This is a genomic window from Achromobacter sp. Root83 (genome assembly GCF_001428845.1).
Taxonomy (GTDB): domain Bacteria; phylum Pseudomonadota; class Gammaproteobacteria; order Burkholderiales; family Burkholderiaceae_B; genus Achromobacter.
Window position 1 is genome coordinate 94,719 of record NZ_LMIU01000007.1, and the last position, 18,872, is coordinate 113,590.

The window sequence follows — 18,872 nt, forward strand, 5'->3', positions numbered from 1 at the left end:
TCCATCACATGAAACTGTACTACATGCCCGGCGCGTGCTCGCTCGCATCCCACATCGTCCTGGAGTGGATCGGCAAGCCCTACGAAACGCACAAGCTCAGCCGTGACGAACTCAAGGGTCCGGAGTTTCTGCAGATCAACCCGCTGGGCGCCGTGCCCGCGCTGACAGACGGCGGCTGGACCATCACCCAGAACATCGCCATTCTCGAATTCCTGGCCGAACAGGCCCCGCAAAGCCCGTTGCTTGGCGACGGCACCGGGCGCTCGCGCGCCGAAGTGCGCCGCTGGCTGGGCTTCATCAACTCCGACATCCACAAGACGTTCTCGATGCTCTTTGGCGCGCAACGCTTCGTGGCGGAAGAAGACGCGCAGAAGCAACTGGCCGCTTCCGCTTCCAAGCTGTTGACCAAGCTGTTTGCCCAACTGGACACGCAACTGGCCGCCAAGCCCTATCTGGCCGGCAGCGCCGCGTCGGTCGCCGACGCCTACCTGTACGTCGTGCTGCGCTGGGCCCACGCCAAGGAAGTGGACCTGTCCGGCCTGGACAATCTGTCTGACTTCTTCAAGCGCATGGAAGCAGACGCCGGCGTGCAGGCCGCCCTGAAGGCCGAAGGGCTGTAGGGCTGTGGGGTCGTGGGGCTGTAGGGCTGTAGGACCATCCGGCTTGCGGCGCGCCGCCCGCAATCCGGCGCCGCGCCCTATCCGGCCGATCCCGGCCCCGTCCCTGGCAGCGCCTGGCCTTCAAGCGTCTTTTTCACGGCAGCCAGAAAGCGCCGCGCCAACAGGGGCGGCGCGCTCAGATTCGAATGCGTGGCCCAGATGTCCACGCTGGCCTCGGGCGCGATGGGCCGCAGCGCCATGTGCGCGGCCTGATCGGGCGTGACGCACCAGGCGTCCACCAGCGCCGGTCCCAGGCCCTGCTGCACGAACGAACAGGCGGTCACGGGGGAATGCACTTCCACCGCCGCCGCGCAGCGCGGCCCCTCGCCGAAGAAGGGGGCAAGCGCCCGCCCCAGCGGCGTGTCGCGGGGATAGCCGATCCACGCCGCCGACGAGAAATCCTCGGGCAGCACCACGTCGTGGCTGGCCAGCGGATGCCCGGGGGGCAGGACACAGATCACGGGCACCCGCGCCAGCCTGACCGAGGTCAGGTTGGGATGGTCGGGCGGTTGCATGGAAATGCCGATGTCCGCCTGTCCGGACAGAAAGTACGCCGCCAGCTCATCGAACGTCACGCTGCGGTAGTCCACCCGCGCGTCGGCATGGCGGGCGCGAAAACGCTCCAGCGCCATCGGAATCAGGCGCTGGCCGAAGCTGGCGCTGGCCACGATCTTCAGCATCCCCGCGCCCGACTGCCCCAGGCTGGCGGCCAGGTCGTTGACCCGCTGGATGCCGCCATACACCTGCTCGACCTCAGCGTACAGGCGCCGCGCTTCGGCCGTGGGAGACAGCCGGCTCTTGACCCTTTCGAACAGCCGATAGCCCAGCCGGCTTTCCGTCAGCGCCAGCACCCGGCTCACCGCCGGCTGCGACACATGCAGCACGCGCCCCGCGCCGCTGATCGAACCGGCCATCATGATGGCGCGGAACACCTCGATCTGGCGCAGGTTCAAGGGCCGTCCGCCGGTGGGTCCGGCCTCGTCGGCATATACATCCGCATCCATTTTCTTCCCCTCGATCGATAACGGCGGATTATAGGTTTTAGACATTTTTCGATGACGCGGTGCCGCAAACACGGGTGTAACCTGCCCGCTCAACACAACAAAACAGGGGAAATCCACCATGCGCAGCAAGCTCTTACACCGTCTTTCCGTCGCGGCGCTAAGCGTCGCCCTGGCCGGCACGGCCGCGGCCGCCGGCTATCCGGACAAGCCCATCACCTTCGTGGTGCCGTCCGCCGCGGGCGGATCGCCCGACGTGCTGTCGCGCCTGATCACGACGCAGATCGCCCGCGACACCGGCGCCACCGTGGTCATCGAGAACCGCCCCGGCGCCGCCGGCAACATCGGCATCGCGCTGATCAAGCGCGCCGCGGCCGACGGCTACACCGTGGGCTACGGCAACATCAACACGCTGGCCGTCAACCGCTCGCTGTTCAAGCGCCTGCCGTACGACGTCGACCAGGACCTGACCCCGGTCGCCCATATGTTCGACCTGTACAACGCGCTGATCGTGCCGGCCGACTCCCCCGTCAAAAGCGTGCAGGACCTGATCGACCGCGCCCGCAAGGAGCCCGGCCGCCTGTCCTACGGCGCCTCCGGCGTGGGCACCACCGGCCACATGGGCGGCGAACTGTTCAAGAGCATGGCCAAGCTGGACGTCATGTTCATCCCCTACAACGGCGGCCCTGCCGCCATCCAGGACTTGCTGGGCGGCCGCCTGGACTACTTGTTCGTCAACACCTCGGAAGCCACCCCGCTGGTCAAAAGCGGCAAGGTCCGCGCCATCGGCGTAAGCAGCCTGAAGCGCCTGCCGCTGATGCCCGACGTGCCCACCCTGGACGAAGCCGGCTTGAAGGGCTATGAAACCGTAGCGTGGGGCGGCGTCGTCGCTCCCAAGGGCACGCCGCCGGACGTCGTGGCCACGCTGAATGCCGCCATCCAGAAAGCGCTGCAGGCGCCGGAAGTGCGCACCGGCCTCGCCATGCTGGGCGCCGAACCCGCCACCGGCTCGCCCGCCGAGTTCAAGCAACTGATCGATCGTGAAACCGCCAAGTGGCAGCAGATCATCGACAACGCCGGCATCGAAAAGCTCGACTAGGCATATCCATGACGGCAGACACCTTGCAGGCTGACTTCATCGTGGCGGGCGCCATGCTTATCGACGGCTCGGGCGGGCCCGCCCGCCAGGGCGACCTGGCCGTGCGCGGCGGACGCATCGCGGCGGTGGGCAGCTTTGCCCATCCCGCGGGCGTGCCCGTCATCGATGGCGGCGGCCAGGTGCTGGCGCCGGGCTTCATCGACTCGCATACCCACGATGACGGCTACCTGCTGGCGCATCCCGACATGCTGCCCAAGGTGTCCCAAGGCATCACCACGGTGGTCACCGGCAACTGCGGGATCAGCCTGGCGCCGCTGTCGCGGACGGACATTCCGCAGCCGCTGGACCTGCTGGGTCCGGCGGAACTGTTCCGCTTCGGCACCTTCCGCGCCTGGATGGACGCCTTGCGCGCCACGCCGGCCGCGGTCAACGTGATTCCGCTGGTGGGCCACACGACCTTGCGCGTGGCCGTCATGGACGACACGTCCCGGCCCGCCGACGGCCCGGAACGCGCCGCCATGCGCGCCCTGATGCAGGAAGCGCTGGACGCCGGCGCGTTCGGCGTGTCCACCGGCACCTTCTACCCGCCGGCCAGCGCGGCGCCCACCGATGAGATCATCGACGTGTGCATGCCGCTGCAAGGCCGGTCCGGCATCTACGCCACCCATCTGCGCGACGAAGCCGACCACATCGTGCCGGCCATGGAAGAGGCGCTGCACATCGGCCGCGAACTCGATTGCCGGGTGGTGTTCTCGCACCACAAGCTGGCGGGCGAACGCAACCACGGCCGCACCCGCGAAACGCTGGACATCATCAGCCGCGCCGCGGCTGCTCAGCCCGTCTGCCTGGACTGCCATCCCTACCCCGCCACGTCGACCATGCTGCGGCTGGACCGCGCGCGCCTCGCCAGCCGCACCATGATCACCTGGTCCAAAGGCTATCCGGAAGCCACGGGCCGCGATTTCAGCGACGTCATGGCCGAACTGGGCCTGGACGACGAGGCCGCCGTTGCGCGCCTGGCGCCGGCGGGCGCCATCTACTTCCTCATGGATCCGGCGGACGTCAACCGGATCTTCGCGCACCCGCTGACCATGGTGGGATCGGACGGACTGCCCTTCGACCCGCATCCACACCCGCGCCAATGGGGCACCTTCACCAATGTGCTGCGCACGATGGTGCGCGAACAGAACCTGCTGTCGCTCGAAGCCGCCGTCCACAAAATGACCGGGCTGGCGGCCAGCCAGTACGGCGTGACAGAGCGCGGACTGCTGCGCGAGGGGTATCATGCTGACCTGGTGCTGTTCGATCCCGCCACCGTGACAGACGTGGCCACTTTTTCAGCTCCCATTCAGGCAAGCCAGGGTATCCACGCGGTGTGGGTCAATGGCAAGCGGGTCTGGGACGGGGAACGAACCGGCGCCGAACGCCCGGGCCAGGTGCTGACGCCCGGTGATGCATTTTCGGAGTCCATAAAGTGAAGACGTTTTCCCAGGACTGCTACCTGGGTGTATTGGGCGGGATGGGTCCCATGGCCGGCGCGGCCTTTGCCCTCCGCCTGGCGGCGCTGACGCCCGCCGCGATCGACCAGCATCACATCCCCACGCTGCTGCGCAATGATCCCCGCATTCCCGACCGGTCCAGCGCCTATATGTCCGGCGGCGAGAACCCCCTGCCCTACATGGTGGAAGGCGTGCGCTTCCTGGAACAGGCGGGCGCGCGCATCATCGCCATTCCCTGCAATACCGCCCATCTGTGGTTTGACGAGATCGCGGCGTCCACGCCGCTGCCCGTGCTGCACATCATCGAGGCCGTCATCGAAGACCTGCGCCGCCTGGGCCTGCCCAGCGGCCGGATCGGCCTGATGGGCACCGCCGCCACGCTCAAGCTGGGCCTCTACCAGCGGCACCTGGAAGCCCAGGGCTACGAGTGCATCGTGCCCGACGACGACGAAGTCGAACGCTACTGCATGGGTTCGATCCGCGCCGTGAAGGGCAACCGGCTCGAAGACGCTTTCGCGCCCGCCGCCGAATGCATCGCCCGCCTGAAGGCGCGCGGCGCCGACGCCGTGGTGCTGGGCTGCACGGAACTGCCCCTGGCCGTGCCGCACGCCCTGCGTCCCAGCCTGGGCGTGACGCTGACGGACTCCATCGACGCCCTCGCCCGCGCAGCCATCGCGCACTACCAGGCCAACCAGCCCGAACAATTGATCGCGGCTTGAAGTAGGCCCCCACGCTGCGCACACTTCGTGTGCTTGCTGCCCCCCGAGGGGGCTGCCCCGCCTTGGGGCGGCCCGGCGGCGGGGCGGGCCCCCACGCTGCGCACACTTCGTGTGCTTGCTGCCCCCCAAGGGGGCTGCCCCGCCTTGGGGCGGCCCGGCGGCGGGGCGGGCCCCCACGCTGCGTGCTTGCCAAAAAAAAGGCGCACCTTGCGATGCGCCCGTTCCCTTCGCGGGGAATATCTCAACCGCCCAGGTAGGCCTTGCGCACCTTGTCGTTGACCAGCAGGTTCGCGCCCGTGTCCTGCAGCACGACACGGCCGTTTTCCAGCACGTAGCCGCGGTCCGCGACGCCCAGCGCCTTGTTCGCGTTCTGCTCCACCAGGAACACGGTCACGCCCTGTTCGCGGATCTCGCGGATGATGTCGAAGATCTGGGCGATCACCAGCGGCGCCAGCCCCAGCGTCGGTTCGTCCAGCAGCAAGAGGCGCGGACGCGTCATCAGCGCGCGGCCGATCGCCAGCATCTGCTGCTCGCCGCCCGACATCAGGCCGGCGCGCTGCGCCGCGCGTTCCTTCAGGCGCGGGAACAGGCCGTAGACATGGTCGATGCCGGCCTGGATCTCTTCGCGCTTCGAAAAGAACCCGCCCATCATCAGGTTCTCGGCCACGGTCAGGTCCTTGAACACGCGCCGCCCCTCGGGCGAAATGGCGATGCCACTGCGCATGATGTGGTGCGTTTCCTTCTGGGTGATGTCCTCGCCCTCGAACGTGATCTTGCCTTCGCGCGCCCTGGGATTGCCGCAGACCGTCATCAGCAGCGTCGTCTTGCCCGCGCCGTTGGCGCCGATCAGCGTGACGATCTCGCCCTGATTGACTTCCACCGACACGCCGTTCAACGCCTGGATGGCGCCGTAGTACGTGTGTATGTTTTCCAGCTTAAGCATCATTCCTCCCCCAGGTACGCTTTGATGACGCGTTCGTCGTTGCGCACCTGCTCGGGGGTGCCGGTCGTGATGGGCTTGCCGTGTTCCATGACGAGGATGCGGTCCGAAATGCCCATGATCAGGCTCATGTCGTGCTCGATCAGCAGCACGGCGACACCGAACTCGCGCCGAAGCTGGTCGATCAGCGATTGCAGGTCGCGCTTTTCCTGGGGATTCAGGCCCGCCGCCGGTTCGTCCAGCATCAGCAGCCGCGGCTTGGTGATCATGCAGCGCGCGATCTCAAGGCGGCGCTGGTGGCCGTAGGCCAGGTTGCCGGCTTCGCGGTTGGCGAATTCACGCAGACCCATGAAGTCCAGCCATTGCGCGGCGCGCGACAGCGCGTCGGCTTCGGACTGGCGGTAGCTCTTCAGTTTCAGCAGGCCGGGCAGCAGCCGCGCTTCCACCTGCGTATGCTGCGCCACCAGCAGGTTCTCCAGCACGGTCAACTGCTTGAACAGCCGCACGTTCTGGAAGGTGCGCACCAGGCCGTGGCGCGCCACCTTGTGGCTGGGCAGGCCGGTGATCGACTTGCCGTCCATGACGATGTCGCCCGCGGTCGGCGCATAGAACCCGCCCACGCAGTTGAAGACCGTGGTCTTGCCCGCCCCGTTGGGGCCGATGATGGCGAACACCTCGTCGGACTTGACTTCAAACGCCACGCTGTCGACGGCCAGCAGGCCCCCGAACCGCATGGTGAGTCCGGATACTTTCAGCAATGCCTCGCTCATTTAGACAGCTCCACGTGGGGACGCTTCATGGGCAACAATCCCTGCGGACGCCACATCATCATCAATACCATCACCAGGCCAAACATCAGCATCCGGTACTCGGCGAATTCGCGCGCAAGCTCCGGCAGGACCGTCAGCAGGATGGCCGCGAGTATCACGCCCACCTGCGAGCCCATGCCGCCCAGCACCACGATGGCGAGGATCAGCGCGGATTCGATGAAGGTGAAGGATTCCGGGTTCACCATGCCCTGGCGCGCCGCGAAGAAGGCGCCGCCGAAGCCCGCGAACATCGCGCCCAGCGTGAAGGCGGACAACTTGATGCGCGTGGGATTCAGCCCCAGGGAACGGCAAGCGATCTCGTCCTCGCGCAGCGCTTCCCAGGCGCGGCCGACCGGCATGCGGATCAGGCGCGTCGAAACGAACAGCGTGGCCAGCGCCAGCAGCAGCGCCATCATGTACAGATAGATCACCATGTCCTGGTTCTGGAACGTCAGCCCGAAGAACTCATGGAACGTCGTGCCGCCTTCCGCGCTGGGCCGGCGTGTCATTTCCAGGCCGAAGACCGTGGGCTTGGGTATGCCCGAGATGCCGTCCGGACCGCCGGTCAGGGTGTTCAGGTTGATCAGCAGCAGGCGGATCATTTCACCGAAACCGAGCGTCACGATGGCCAGGTAGTCGCCCCGCAGCCGCAGCACCGGAAAGCCCAGCACGAAGCCGAACAGCGCGGCCATCGCGCCCGAGAACGGCAGCGCTTCCCAGAAGCTCCAGCCGCCCCAGTGGTACAGCAAGGCGTAGGTGTAGGCGCCCACCGCGTAAAAGCCCACGAAGCCCAGGTCCAGCAGCCCCGCGAAACCGACCACGATGTTCAGGCCCAGGCCCAGCATCACGTAGATCAGCACCAGCGTGGCGATGTCCACCGAGCTGCGGCCCGCGAAGAACGGCCAGACCACGGCGATGGCCAGAATCAGCAGCAGCAGCGCCTTGTTGTTCTTGGCGGGCGCCGAAGGCAGGACCGGCAGGCTCGTCTTGAGCTTGCGGAAAGGAATCGCGATCCAGGGCCGCAGCATCTGGAACGCGAACACCACCGCCGCGGCCAGCGCCACCAGCGACCAGTTCGACTCCATCGACGTGCGCGCGCCCTGCCGGATCAGTTGCAGGCCGAACACCGGGGTGACGATGACCGCCGTCAGCACGGCCGCCATCGTGGCGTTTTTCAGATTGTTTTTCGACATCAGACTTTTTCCACCTCAGGTTTGCCCAGCAGCCCGGTGGGACGGAACAGCAGAATCAGGACCAGCAGCGAAAACGCCACGATGTCCTTGTACTGCGACGATATATAGGCAGCCGCGAAGGTCTCGGCCAGGCCCAGCAGCACGCCGCCCAGCATGGCGCCGGGGATGCTGCCGATACCGCCCAGCACCGCCGCCGTGAAGGCCTTGATGCCAGCGAGAAAGCCGATGAAGGGATTCAACTTGCCGATGGTGATGGCGATCAGCACGCCGCCCACCGCCGCCAGGATCGCGCCCATCACGAACGTGAACGAGATCACGCGGTTGGTGTCAATGCCCAGCAGGTTGGCCATGTGCATGTCCTGCGAGCAGGCGCGCGAGGCGCGGCCCATGCGGGAATACTTGATGAACAGCGTCAGGGCGACCATCAGCACCACCGTGACCACGATGATCATGATGCGCGAGTACGGAATCGTGACGTCGAAGTCGGATCCCATGTGGAACTGCACGGCGCCCGACACCAGCGAGGGCACGGCCATGTCGCGCGCGCCCTGGCCCAGGGCCACCCAGTTCTGCAGGAAGATGGACATACCGATGGCCGAGATCAGCGCCACCAGCCGGGGGCTGCTGCGCACCGGCCGGTAGGCCACGCGCTCGACGGAAAAGCCGTAGACGCCGGTGACCGCGATGGCCACGAGCAGCATGGAAGCGATGATGAACGGCATCGGCAGACCACTGTTGGTGCCGATGGAAGTGAGCGTGACCAGGCCGACGTAGGCGCCGATCATATAGATTTCGCCGTGGGCGAAGTTGATCATACCGATGATGCCGTAGACCATTGTGTAGCCGATGGCGATCAACGCATAGATCGCGCCCAGAGACAATCCGTTGAAGAATTGCTGGGTAAGTTGGGGTATGAGGTCGGACATTGTTTCTCTTGCTCCAAATAGTTCCGGCTCCGGTAGAGAGACCCGGAGCCGGAAACCTGGGCGTATTTTATAAGGGCCTGTGGCCACCGCCTGCCGGCCGCACAGCGCTTTTGGCGCATCGCTACGCGGATTACGGCACAACGAAGACGACAGGCCCTACACGCCGGCGGCATGCCGGCGGGATCGCGAGTTTACAGCTGGGTCTTCTTTCCGTCCTTGTCCCACTTATAGACGGCGAATTCGAAGTCTTTCAAATCGCCCTTGGCATCGTACTCAACCTTGCCGATACCGGTGTTGAACGTGGTCTTGTGCATGTAGTCGGCCACCTTGGCGGGATCTTCGCCCACGGCGTTGATGCTGTCGGCCAGGATCTGGACCGCGGCGTAGGCCGGCATCTGGAAGGCGCCGTCCGGATCGCGCTTGGCGTCCTTGAAGGCCTTGACGATGCTCTCGTTGCCCGGGAGCTTGGTGAAGTCCGCCGGCAGCGTGACCAGCAGGCCGTCGATGGCCGGGCCGGCGATGGCCACCAGATCCTGGTTGGCGGTGCCTTCCGGACCCATGAACTGGACCTTCAGGCCCTGTTCACGCGCCTGGCGCAGCAACAGGCCCAGTTCGGGGTGATAGCCGCCGAAATAGACCAGGTCCACGCCCGCCGACTTCAGCTTGGTGATGATGGCCGAGTAGTCGCTGTCGCCAACGTTGATGCCTTCGAACAGCGCGACGTTGACCTTTTCCTTGGCCAGGGCGTCCCTGACCTGGGTGGCCACGCCGGAGCCGTAGGTCTGCTTGTCGTGCAGGACGGCGACCTTCTTGGGCTTCAGGGTCTTGGCGATATAGCCGGCGGCGTACGGGCCTTGCTGGTCGTCGCGGCCGATGGTGCGGAAGAAGAAATGCGGCTTGATGGTGTCGGTGACCAGGGGCGACGTGGCGCCCGGGGTGATGCCGACAATGCCCTCTTCCTCGTAGACCTTTACGGCGGCGACCGTCACGCCCGAGCAGGCATGGGCCACGGCGAACTTGGCGCCGGAGTTGACCACGCGGTTGGCGGCGGGAACGGCCTGCTTGGGTTCGCAGCCGTCGTCGATCAGGATGGGTTCGAGCTTCTTGCCCTTGACGCCGCCCTTGGCGTTGATCGTTTCGATGGCGGTCAGCGCGCCGGCCTGGATCTGGTCGCCGTACTGCGTGTTGGGACCGGTCATGGGCTGGGGAATGCCAATCTTGATCGTGTCGGCGGCGTGCGCGGCGCCAGCCAAGGCAAGTGCCCCAAGCGCCATGGCTACCGGGGTAAGGCGATTCAGAAACTTCATGCGGAGTTCTCCAGCGAGGTTTTGAGCGGCTCTGTTCAATGCGGTTTATCGGGAGAGTGCCCCTTGATCCGCATTGCCCGTCGCCGGCTTCTTGGGCAAAAACACGGTGTGGGCGGTATTCTGGAAGCAAGCCGCCATACTGTCACTGCGTGTAATCCCCAATATTTACGGAGAACCGATTAATCGTGACACATCGGTGCCGCAAGCCGGTGAATTCACTGGATAAATCTCAAAAGCGCCTTAATCGGAAACTGGCGCCGCGCGGCCAAATATGCTTGGCCGTTTCGATGAAAATTCATTAATACGCTGTTTAAGCACGCATTTGAATACAGTACTTACGCAGGTCTTACAGATAATGCCAGCCGTATTAATAATGGCCTATTAAAAACCGGCGCTATGCGTTGGCCGGCTTGGCCAGATTCCACATCAGCGCCCGGAACGGCGCCAGCATGCTGACATTGACCGCCAGCTTGATGGCCAGGTCGCCCAGCATCCACGTGACCCACGGCGCACCGGTCGCGGCGAAGGCCACGCTGAAGAACACCACGGTGTCCAGCCCGGCTCCCAGCACGCCGGACGCCAGCGGCGCGCGCCACCAGCGCTGGTCGCGCAGGCGGTCGAACACCCGGATGTCCACGAGCTGCGCGCAGAGATACGCCAGGCCCGAGGCCAACGCGATACGGGGCGAAGCCACCCATACCGACACGGCCAGCGCGGCGGCGAAACCGAACCAGACGACGCGCCGGGCCGCCGCCGGGCCAAAGCGCCGGTTCAGGACGTCGGTCACCAGGAAGGCCACCGGATAAGACAGCCCGCCCCAGGTGAGCCAGTCGTTCAGCGGCACCTGGACCAGAATGTTCGAGCCCACCACTACGACCAGCATGCACAGCACGGCAATGCCGAACTGCAAACGCGTCATGGCCGGAAAGCGCGAAGCCGTGGCGATCATTTCCCGAACTCCTCGGCCAGCGCGCGCGACCGGCTGGCCGCGGCCGCCATGGCGTCCTCGACGATGCGGGTAAAGCCCGCCGCCCCGAAAGCGTCCAGCGCGGCGGCCGTGGTGCCGCCCTTGGAGGTGACGCGTTCGCGCAGCACGGACAGCGGCTCGGGCGATTCCGCGGCAAGCCGGGTGGCCCCGGCCAGGGTGCCCAGGGCAAGCTGCCTGGCCTGGTCGGCCGTCAGGCCCACCTTCACGCCGCCCGCCACCAGGGCTTCCAGGAACAGGAATACATAGGCCGGCCCGCTGCCCGACAAGGCCGTCACCGCATCGAGCGCGGCGTCGTCGTCCACCCACACCACCTGGCCCACGCTGGACAGCAGGCGGGCGGCCAGATCGCGGTCGGCCTGGTCCACGCCATCCAGCGCCGCCAGTCCGGTCATGCCCTCGCCCACCAGGGCGGGCGTATTGGGCATGCAGCGCACCAGGCGGCCAAAGGGCGCCTCGGGCGTGCCCAGCCACGCGGCCAGCGTGTCGGCGCGGATGCCGGCGGCCACGCTTACCACCAAGGTGTCGTCTTGCAGCCACTGACGCGTAGAAGCCACAACGTCTTTCATGTTCTGTGGCTTGACCGCGAACACCCACACCCGGCACCGCGCCAGGGCATCGCCGGGGGCCGTCGCCGTGGTCATGCCGCGGGCCTGCCAGGCGGCGTGCGCATCCTCGTTTATGTCAATGACATGGATGTTCCCGGCGGCGCATACTTTGCCGGCCAGTCCGGACGCCAGGGCAGCCGCCATGTTGCCCCCGCCAATGAACGCAATCGAAAGTTCGTTTTTCATAGGCCGCGATTGTAAACGGTCAAGTTCCTTGGAGAAAAAAAAGGAAATGTTCGTTCGCGCCTGAAACGCGCAATTTGACAGGCGTTTGGTCTGATGTGAAAGTCACGGTTTTGTCACAAACAATTCATAAGGTGTCGTGTTTCATGCGCCCGGACAACCCGGCCGCAACACGCCCAACTGGAGGAACCTCACTATGCGATCCCACCGTATTGCCTTGACCTTTGCCGCCATCATGACGGCTTTCGCGGGCGCTTCCGCGCATGCCGCCACCGAGATCCAGTTCTGGCACTCGATGGAAGGCGCCCTGGGCGACCGCGTGAACGGCCTGGTCGAAGAATTCAACAAGAAGAACCCCGACTACCAGGTGAAGGCTGTCTACAAGGGCAACTATGGTGAGTCCATGAACGCCGGCATCGCCGCGTTCCGCGCCGGCAACGCCCCGGACATCCTCCAGGTCTTCGAAGTCGGCACCGCCACCATGATGTACGCCAAGGGCGCCATCAAGCCGGTGCAGCAGATGTCCGAAGAAGCGGGCAACCCGATCGATCCGAAGGAATTCATCGGCGCCGTGGCCGGCTACTACTCGTCGCCCGAAGGCAAGCTGGTGTCGATGCCCTTCAATAGCTCGACCGTGGTCTTCTACTACAACAAGGACGCCTTCAAGAAGGCGGGCCTGGACGCCGACAATCCTCCCAAGACCTGGGAAGAGCTGGCCGCCGCCGGCCAGAAGCTGAAGGCCGCGGGCCAGGAATGCGGTTACACCACGTCCTGGCCGTCCTGGACCCAGCTCGAAACCTTCTCGGCCTGGCATAACGTGCCGTACGCCACCAAGGACAACGGTTTCGGCGGCCTGGACGCGCGCATCGCCATCAACACCCCGCTGCACGTGCGCCACCTGGAAAACCTGGCGAAGCTGGGCAAGGAAGGCATCTTCATGTACGGCGGCCGTGGCGACGAACCGAATTCGCTGTTCATCAGCGGCAAGTGCGCCATGATCACCGGCTCGTCCGGCCTGCGCGCCAACATCGCCAAGAACGCCAAGTTCGAGTTCGGCACGTCCACGCTGCCCTACTACGCCGACGTCAAGGGCGCACCGCAGAACACCATCATCGGCGGCGCTTCGCTGTGGGTCTTCGCCAACAAGAAGCCGGAAACCTACAAGGGCGTGACCGCGTTCTTCAAGTTCCTGGCCAGCCCGGAAATCGCCGCCCGCTGGCACCAGCAGACCGGCTACGTGCCCGTCACCAAGGCCGCGTACGAGCTGACCAAGAAGGACGGCTTCTATGAGAAGAACCCCGGCACCGAAGTGGGCGTGAAACAGCTCAACGTCGAGACCACCGCGCAGTCGCGCGGCCTGCGCCTGGGCTTCCTGCCGCAGATCCGCGAAATCGAAGACGCCGAAATCGAACGTATCGTCTCCGGCAAGGTTGCAGCCAAGGACGGCGCCGAGAACATCGTCAAGCGCGGCAATGAACTGCTGGAAAAGTTCGAGAAGAGTGTAAAGTAGCGCCCTTTCGCGCGACGATCCCGTCATCCTGTCAATCGGCATTTTCCATGTCGTGACAAGGACTTGGGGGTTTGAGCGCAAGGCTTGACTACGAGGCTTAAAGCCCTGGTTTTTTTAGGGCTTTAAGCCTATCGTGTTTTTATGAGTGCCGGAGCTTTCGGGTTCCGGGCGCCTCGCGCGATGCTGGCGAAGGCGGTTTCAGGCGGCGGTTACTCCAACCGCCGCTTTTCTGTACCTTGGGTTCCCCCTATGGAAAAACGCGTTGTATTCGGGCACAAGACCTTGCCCTATCTGCTGCTCCTGCCGCAGCTGATCATTACCGTGGTGTTCTTCTTCCTTCCCGCCGGACAAGCCATGTGGCAGTCCATGCGCCTTGAAGATCCCTTCGGTCTGTCCTCCCAGTTCGTCGGGCTGGACAACTTCATCGAACTGTTCTCGCAACAGGCCTATCTGGATTCCTTCCGCGTCACCGCGTTCTTCTCGGTCATGGTGGCGGGCATCGGCCTGGGCGTTTCGCTGGTGCTGGCCGTCATGGCCGACCGCGTCATCCGCGGCGCAGGCTTGTACAAGACGCTGCTCATCTGGCCGTATGCCGTGGCGCCCGCCGTCGTCGGCGTGCTGTGGCTGTTCCTGTTCTCGCCTTCCGTCGGCATCCTGGCCGTGGCCCTGCGCAAATCGGGCGTGGACTGGAATCCGCGCCTGGACGGCGGCCAGGCCATGACCCTGGTGATCATCGCGGCCGTCTGGAAGCAGGTGTCGTACAACTTCCTGTTCTTCCTGGCGGGCCTGCAATCGATTCCGCGCTCGCTCATCGAAGCCGCCGCGATCGACGGCGCCAGCCCCGCCCGCCGCTTCTGGACGATCGTGTTCCCGCTGCTGTCGCCCACCACGTTCTTCCTGCTCGTGGTCAACATCATCTACGCCTTCTTCGACACCTTCGCCGTGATCGATACGACCACGCAGGGCGGCCCCGGCACGGCCACCGCGATCCTCGTCTACAAGGTGTACAGCGACGGCTTCCGCGGCCTGGACCTCGGTTCGTCCGCCGCCCAATCCGTGGTGCTGATGTTCATTGTGGTTGCCTTGACGGTCGTGCAATTCCGCTACGTCGACCGCAAAGTGCAGTATTGATTTTGTTCGAGGCTCATAACAATGGTTGAACGCCGTCCCTGGCTGGATATTCTGGCCCACGTCATTCTGCTCTGCGGGGTGGCGCTGGTGGCATTTCCGCTTTACGTCACTTTCGTTGCGTCCACCCAGACCGCACAGGAAGTGGCGCAGGCGCCCATGTCGCTGATTCCCGGTCCGCACTTCGTGGACAACTACATGCAGGCCCTGTTCGGCGGCTCGTCGGGCGGCTCCTCGGGCGCGCCCGTGGGCCGCATGATGTACGTCAGCCTGATCATGGCGCTGGCGATTTCCATCGGCAAGATCGCGATCTCGCTGCTGTCGGCGTTCGCGGTGGTGTACTTCCGCTTCCCCGGCCGCATGTTCTTTTTCTGGATGATCTTCGTCACGCTCATGCTGCCCGTCGAAGTCCGGATCGCGCCCACCTACAAGGTGGTTGCCGACCTGGGGCTGCTCAACAGCTATGCCGGCCTGACCTTGCCGCTGATCGCATCGGCCACGGCCACCTTCCTGTTCCGCCAGTTCTTCCTGACGGTGCCGGACGAGCTGATCGAAGCCGCGCGCATCGACGGCGCCGGCCCCGTGCGCTTCTTCCGCGACGTGCTGCTGCCGCTGTCGAAGACCAGCATCGCCGCGCTCTTCGTGATCCAGTTCATCTATGGCTGGAACCAATACCTGTGGCCGCTGCTGGTGACCACGCAGGAAGACATGTACCCCGTCGTCATCGGCATCAAGCGGATGATCAGCGGCGGCGACAGCGTGACCGAATGGAACATCACCATGGCCACCGCCATGCTCGCGATGATCCCACCGGCGCTGGTCGTCATCCTGATGCAGAAATGGTTCGTCAAGGGTCTGGTCGACACTGAAAAGTGACGCTTGCCCGCCCTCGCCCACCCGAACACGACTCCGAACACGAATAAACATGGCTACTCTCAGCTTCCGTAACGTCAAGAAAACCTACGCCGGCAACGTGCCTGTCATCCATGGCATCGACATGGACGTCAAGGACGGCGAATTCATCGTCATCGTCGGCCCGTCCGGCTGCGGCAAATCCACGCTGATGCGCATGGTCGCGGGCCTGGAAACCGTCACCAGCGGCGACATCGTGATCGACGACAAGGTCGTCAACACCCTCGAGCCCGCCGAACGCGACATCGCGATGGTGTTCCAGAACTACGCGCTCTACCCGCACATGACCGTGTTTGAAAACATGGCCTACGGCTTGAAGATCCGCAAGTTCTCCAAGGACGAGATCAAGAAGCGCGTGGACATCGCCGCGCAGATCCTGGAACTCGGCCACCTGCTCGACCGCCGTCCGCGCGCCCTGTCGGGCGGCCAGCGCCAGCGCGTCGCCATGGGCCGCGCCATCGTGCGCGAACCCAAGGTGTTCCTGTTCGACGAACCCCTGTCGAACCTGGACGCCAAGCTGCGCGTGGCGATGCGCCTGGAAATCATGAAGCTGCACCGCCGCCTTGGCACCACCAGCCTGTACGTGACGCACGATCAGGTCGAGGCCATGACGCTGGCGCACCGCATGATCGTCATGTACCAGGGCGTGCCCGAGCAGATCGGCACCCCGATGGAGGTGTTCGAAAAGCCCGCCTCCACGTTCGTGGCCGGTTTCATCGGCTCGCCGCCGATGAACCTGATGGAAGTGGACGTGGCCGGCGACGGCACGGTCCAGACCACCGACCGCAATCACCTGGATATCTCGCCGCTGCAGGTGCCGTCGCAGGTGCGCGGCCGCAAGGTCATCATGGGCCTGCGCCCGGAACACATGCTGCTGAACACGCAGGGCGTCCCGGCTGAAGTGGAAATGGTCGAGACGCTGGGTTCCGAGCAGCTTGTCCACTGCCGCTGCGGCAAGAGCACGCTGGTCGTGCGCTGCACGACGCGCCAGCTGTCCGAGTCCTCGGCCAAGGTCGGCGACCGCGTCAATGTCGGCCCGGACGGCCGTCATCCGCTGCACTGGTTCGAGGCCGACACCGGCCGCCGCGTGCAGGGCCTGTAGGCCGCATCCGCCACGCGCGGCCGCCGCGCAAAAAAACCGGCCCGGAAGCCTTGTCGCTTCCGGGCCGGTTCCATTTCCGGCGCGGGCGGCGCCGCGCGCGCGGCCCGCCCGGCGATCCGCCGCTTTACTTGTAGACGGTCTTGGAACCGTCCTTGTGCCAGGTGAAGACGTCGAACTGGAAGTTCGTCAGGTCGCCCTGCTTGTTCCACGACACCTTGCCGATGGGCGTCTCGAAGGCGTTGGCATGCAGGTACTTGGCGACCTTGGTGGGGTCGTCGCTGCCCGCGCCCTTGATGCCGTCGGCGATGACCTGGGTGGCCGCGTAGGCGGTCATCTGGAACGCGCCGCTGGCGTTGCGCTTCTTGGCTTCGAATGCCTTCACGATGTCGGCGTTGGCGGCGTTCTGGGTGAAGTCGGCCGGCAGCGTCAGCAGCATGCCTTCGACGGCGTCGCCGGCGATGGCGTTGATGTCGGGGTTGCCCGTGCCTTCCGGACCCATCCACTTGGCCTTCACGCCCTGCTCGGCGGCCTGGCGCAGCAGCAGGCCCATTTCAGGGTGGTAGCCGCCGTAGTACACGAAGTCGACGCCTTGGGCCTTGAGCTTGGTGATGACGGCCGAGTAGTCGCTGTCGCCGGCGTTGATGCCTTCGAAGATCGCGACGGCCACGCCGCCCTTTTCGAGGTCGTTCTTGACCGCCGTGGCGATGCCCTGGCCGTACGACTGCTTGTCGTGCAGCACGGCGACCTTCTTCGGCTTGATCTTTTCCAGGATGAACTTGGCGGCGGCCGGGCCTTGCTGGTCGTCGCGGCCGATGGTGCGGAAGATGAACTCGTAATTCTTGCCGTCGGTCAGCGCCGGCGACGTGGCCGAAGGCGTGACCATGACGACGCCTTCGTTGTTGTAGATGTCGGCGGCGGCGATGGTGGCGCCCGAGCACACATGGCCCACGACGAAACCGATCTTGCTGTTGACGACACGGTTGGCGGCGACCGGCCCTTGCTTGGGTTCGCAGCCGTCGTCGATCACGACGGTTTCAAGCTTCTTGCCGTTGATGCCGCCGGCGGCGTTGATGCGTTCCACGGCCGTATCAACCCCTTCACGGACCATGTCGCCATACTGAGTGACCGCGCCGGTGGTGGGGCCTACGACGCCGATCTTAATGGTTTGCGCGTGGGCGGCCGCGCCAAACGTCAAACCAGCGGCGACCCCCAGCGCTGCGATGACCGGGGTCAGACGAAATACTGGCTTCATGAGTGGACTCCTCGAATGGCTTTTAATCGTTGGTACGTTGACGGGGCAGACGCCGGAAACCCTTATATGCCCGCCCTGTCACGGTGCATTTGCAGGGCAAGCATACACTGAAATATTGCCGTTTCCGGGGACTGCGCGGCCCGTTTTTGGCGCCGTTTTCTATTGCAGTGCGGCATCCGGATCACCACCGGCCTTATTCCAAACACCGTATATGCAAAAGACGATTTATTCGTTTGAGTTACTAAAGCCGCGCGGCATCATGCGCCTCATGAGACTCCAACCGATAATCGTCCCGGGCTGGAAAAACTCCGGCCCCGAACACTGGCAATCGCACTGGCAGGCGTTGCTGCCGCACGCCCAGCGTGTCGAGCAGCGCGACTGGGAGAATCCCCGCGCGGCGGATTGGATCGCCCGGCTGGCCGCCGATGTGGACGAGGCCCGCAGTCCGGTCCTCCTCATCGCCCACAGCCTGGGATGCCTGATCAGCGCCGCCCTGCCCGTGCCCCTGCGCGCCAAGGTCGCCGGCGCGCTGCTGGTGGCGCCGGCCGACGTCGAACGGCCGGACGCGCCCGAGTGCCTGCGCGGATTCGCGCCGGTTCCGCGCCAGCCCCTGCCGTTCCAGAGCGTGGTGGTCACCAGCGACGACGACCCCTATTGCGCGCTGGAACGCGCGCGCGCGTTCGCGTCGGACTGGGGCAGCCGCGTCATCGTGATGACCGGGGCCGGACACATCAATGCCGATAGCGGCCTGGGCGACTGGCCCCAGGGCCTGAAGCTGCTGGGCGCGCTGCGCCGCCGGGCATCCTGGCGCGTCTCGCCGCCGCCGGAGCGCATTTCCCCCATTCCGATCCGGCCGCTGTCGCAGCAGACCTGAAACGGCACGTCCCGCGGCCCCGCGCGCCGTTCATGACGTGTAAACACCCTGACACCCATGTAAGAAGCCGTTCCAGCCCGAGAGGCAGGCAGAGCGCCTTCGTCCTTGCCACGGCCGTTGGGCGCCAAATGGCGCGCAACGTTGGCATTAAGAATGTCGGGACTTG

General features: G+C 65.1%; 18 protein-coding genes. 9 read left to right on the top strand and 9 right to left on the bottom strand.

Features of this window, described 5'->3' with window-relative positions:
- Nucleotides 1–8 precede the first annotated feature (8 nt).
- Nucleotides 9–620 carry a glutathione S-transferase family protein gene (locus ASE30_RS09640; RefSeq protein WP_057284086.1) on the top strand — a complete coding sequence of 204 codons (612 nt, stop codon included), beginning with the start codon at nt 9–11 and terminating at the stop codon, nt 618–620.
- 77 nt (nt 621–697) lie between these two features.
- On the opposite strand, the gene ASE30_RS09645 is transcribed toward ASE30_RS09640, so the two are convergent.
- On the bottom strand, nt 698–1,663 hold the full coding sequence (locus tag ASE30_RS09645) for a LysR family transcriptional regulator (RefSeq protein WP_057284087.1): 966 nt from the start codon (nt 1,661–1,663) through the stop codon (nt 698–700).
- 118 nt (nt 1,664–1,781) lie between these two features.
- Between ASE30_RS09645 and ASE30_RS09650 the strand changes: the two genes are divergently transcribed.
- From ASE30_RS09650 to ASE30_RS09660, 3 genes are read left to right on the top strand one after another with little or no spacing between them, the layout of a single operon-like run.
- Nucleotides 1,782–2,759, top strand: coding sequence for a tripartite tricarboxylate transporter substrate binding protein (locus ASE30_RS09650; RefSeq protein WP_057284088.1), 978 nt, complete (start codon nt 1,782–1,784; stop codon nt 2,757–2,759).
- 8 nt (nt 2,760–2,767) lie between these two features.
- Nucleotides 2,768–4,237, top strand: coding sequence for an amidohydrolase family protein (locus tag ASE30_RS09655; RefSeq protein ID WP_057284089.1), 1,470 nt, complete (start codon nt 2,768–2,770; stop codon nt 4,235–4,237).
- Nucleotides 4,234–4,977, top strand: a complete 744-nt coding sequence (locus ASE30_RS09660; RefSeq protein ID WP_057284090.1) for an aspartate/glutamate racemase family protein — start codon at nt 4,234–4,236, stop codon at nt 4,975–4,977. The genes ASE30_RS09655 and ASE30_RS09660 overlap by 4 nt, the downstream gene beginning before the upstream one ends.
- Before the next feature lie 241 nt (nt 4,978–5,218).
- Here the strand turns inward: ASE30_RS09660 and ASE30_RS09665 are convergent, their stop codons facing one another.
- From ASE30_RS09665 to proC, 7 genes are all read right to left on the bottom strand, one after another.
- A complete protein-coding gene (locus ASE30_RS09665) occupies nt 5,219–5,920 on the bottom strand; it encodes an ABC transporter ATP-binding protein (RefSeq protein ID WP_057284091.1) in 702 nt (233 codons plus the stop codon).
- Entirely contained in the window at nt 5,920–6,687 is a 768-nt protein-coding gene (gene livG, locus ASE30_RS09670; protein ID WP_057284092.1) for a high-affinity branched-chain amino acid ABC transporter ATP-binding protein LivG, read from the bottom strand. Before livG ends, ASE30_RS09665 begins: the two co-directional genes overlap by 1 nt.
- Nucleotides 6,684–7,919 carry a high-affinity branched-chain amino acid ABC transporter permease LivM gene (locus ASE30_RS09675; RefSeq protein ID WP_057284093.1) on the bottom strand — a complete coding sequence of 412 codons (1,236 nt, stop codon included), beginning with the start codon at nt 7,917–7,919 and terminating at the stop codon, nt 6,684–6,686. Before ASE30_RS09675 ends, livG begins: the two co-directional genes overlap by 4 nt.
- The gene (gene livH, locus ASE30_RS09680; protein ID WP_057284094.1) at nt 7,919–8,845 is read right to left on the bottom strand and encodes a high-affinity branched-chain amino acid ABC transporter permease LivH; all 927 of its coding nucleotides are present in this window, start codon (nt 8,843–8,845) and stop codon (nt 7,919–7,921) included. Before livH ends, ASE30_RS09675 begins: the two co-directional genes overlap by 1 nt.
- 191 nt (nt 8,846–9,036) lie before the next feature.
- Entirely contained in the window at nt 9,037–10,152 is a 1,116-nt protein-coding gene (locus ASE30_RS09685; RefSeq protein WP_057284095.1) for a high-affinity branched-chain amino acid ABC transporter substrate-binding protein, read from the bottom strand.
- A 394-nt stretch (nt 10,153–10,546) separates the two neighbouring features.
- On the bottom strand, nt 10,547–11,101 hold the full coding sequence (locus ASE30_RS09690; RefSeq protein WP_057284096.1) for a queuosine precursor transporter: 555 nt from the start codon (nt 11,099–11,101) through the stop codon (nt 10,547–10,549).
- Complete coding sequence (proC, locus tag ASE30_RS09695; protein ID WP_057284097.1) at nt 11,098–11,931, bottom strand: pyrroline-5-carboxylate reductase; 834 nt, start codon at nt 11,929–11,931, stop codon at nt 11,098–11,100. Before proC ends, ASE30_RS09690 begins: the two co-directional genes overlap by 4 nt.
- A gap of 193 nt (nt 11,932–12,124) precedes the next feature.
- On the opposite strand from proC, the gene ugpB reads away from it, so the two are divergent.
- The 4 genes from ugpB to ASE30_RS09715 all read left to right on the top strand — a co-directional run bounded on the left by ugpB (nt 12,125) and on the right by ASE30_RS09715 (nt 16,580).
- On the top strand, nt 12,125–13,438 hold the full coding sequence (gene ugpB, locus ASE30_RS09700; protein WP_057284098.1) for a sn-glycerol-3-phosphate ABC transporter substrate-binding protein UgpB: 1,314 nt from the start codon (nt 12,125–12,127) through the stop codon (nt 13,436–13,438).
- 249 nt (nt 13,439–13,687) lie between these two features.
- Nucleotides 13,688–14,569, top strand: a complete 882-nt coding sequence (ugpA, locus tag ASE30_RS09705; RefSeq protein WP_057284099.1) for a sn-glycerol-3-phosphate ABC transporter permease UgpA — start codon at nt 13,688–13,690, stop codon at nt 14,567–14,569.
- Nucleotides 14,570–14,590: 21 nt separating this feature from the next.
- Entirely contained in the window at nt 14,591–15,442 is an 852-nt protein-coding gene (gene ugpE, locus ASE30_RS09710) for a sn-glycerol-3-phosphate ABC transporter permease UgpE (RefSeq protein WP_057284100.1), read from the top strand.
- Nucleotides 15,443–15,491: 49 nt separating this feature from the next.
- Nucleotides 15,492–16,580, top strand: coding sequence for a sn-glycerol-3-phosphate import ATP-binding protein UgpC (locus ASE30_RS09715; RefSeq protein WP_057284101.1), 1,089 nt, complete (start codon nt 15,492–15,494; stop codon nt 16,578–16,580).
- A 124-nt stretch (nt 16,581–16,704) separates the two neighbouring features.
- Here the strand turns inward: ASE30_RS09715 and ASE30_RS09720 are convergent, their stop codons facing one another.
- Nucleotides 16,705–17,832, bottom strand: a complete 1,128-nt coding sequence (locus tag ASE30_RS09720; protein ID WP_057284102.1) for a branched-chain amino acid ABC transporter substrate-binding protein — start codon at nt 17,830–17,832, stop codon at nt 16,705–16,707.
- 268 nt (nt 17,833–18,100) lie between these two features.
- Here ASE30_RS09720 and ASE30_RS09725 point away from each other — a divergent pair, with 268 nt between their 5' ends.
- The gene (locus tag ASE30_RS09725) at nt 18,101–18,706 is read left to right on the top strand and encodes an alpha/beta hydrolase (protein ID WP_057284103.1); all 606 of its coding nucleotides are present in this window, start codon (nt 18,101–18,103) and stop codon (nt 18,704–18,706) included.
- The last annotated feature ends 166 nt before the right edge of the window (nt 18,707–18,872 follow it).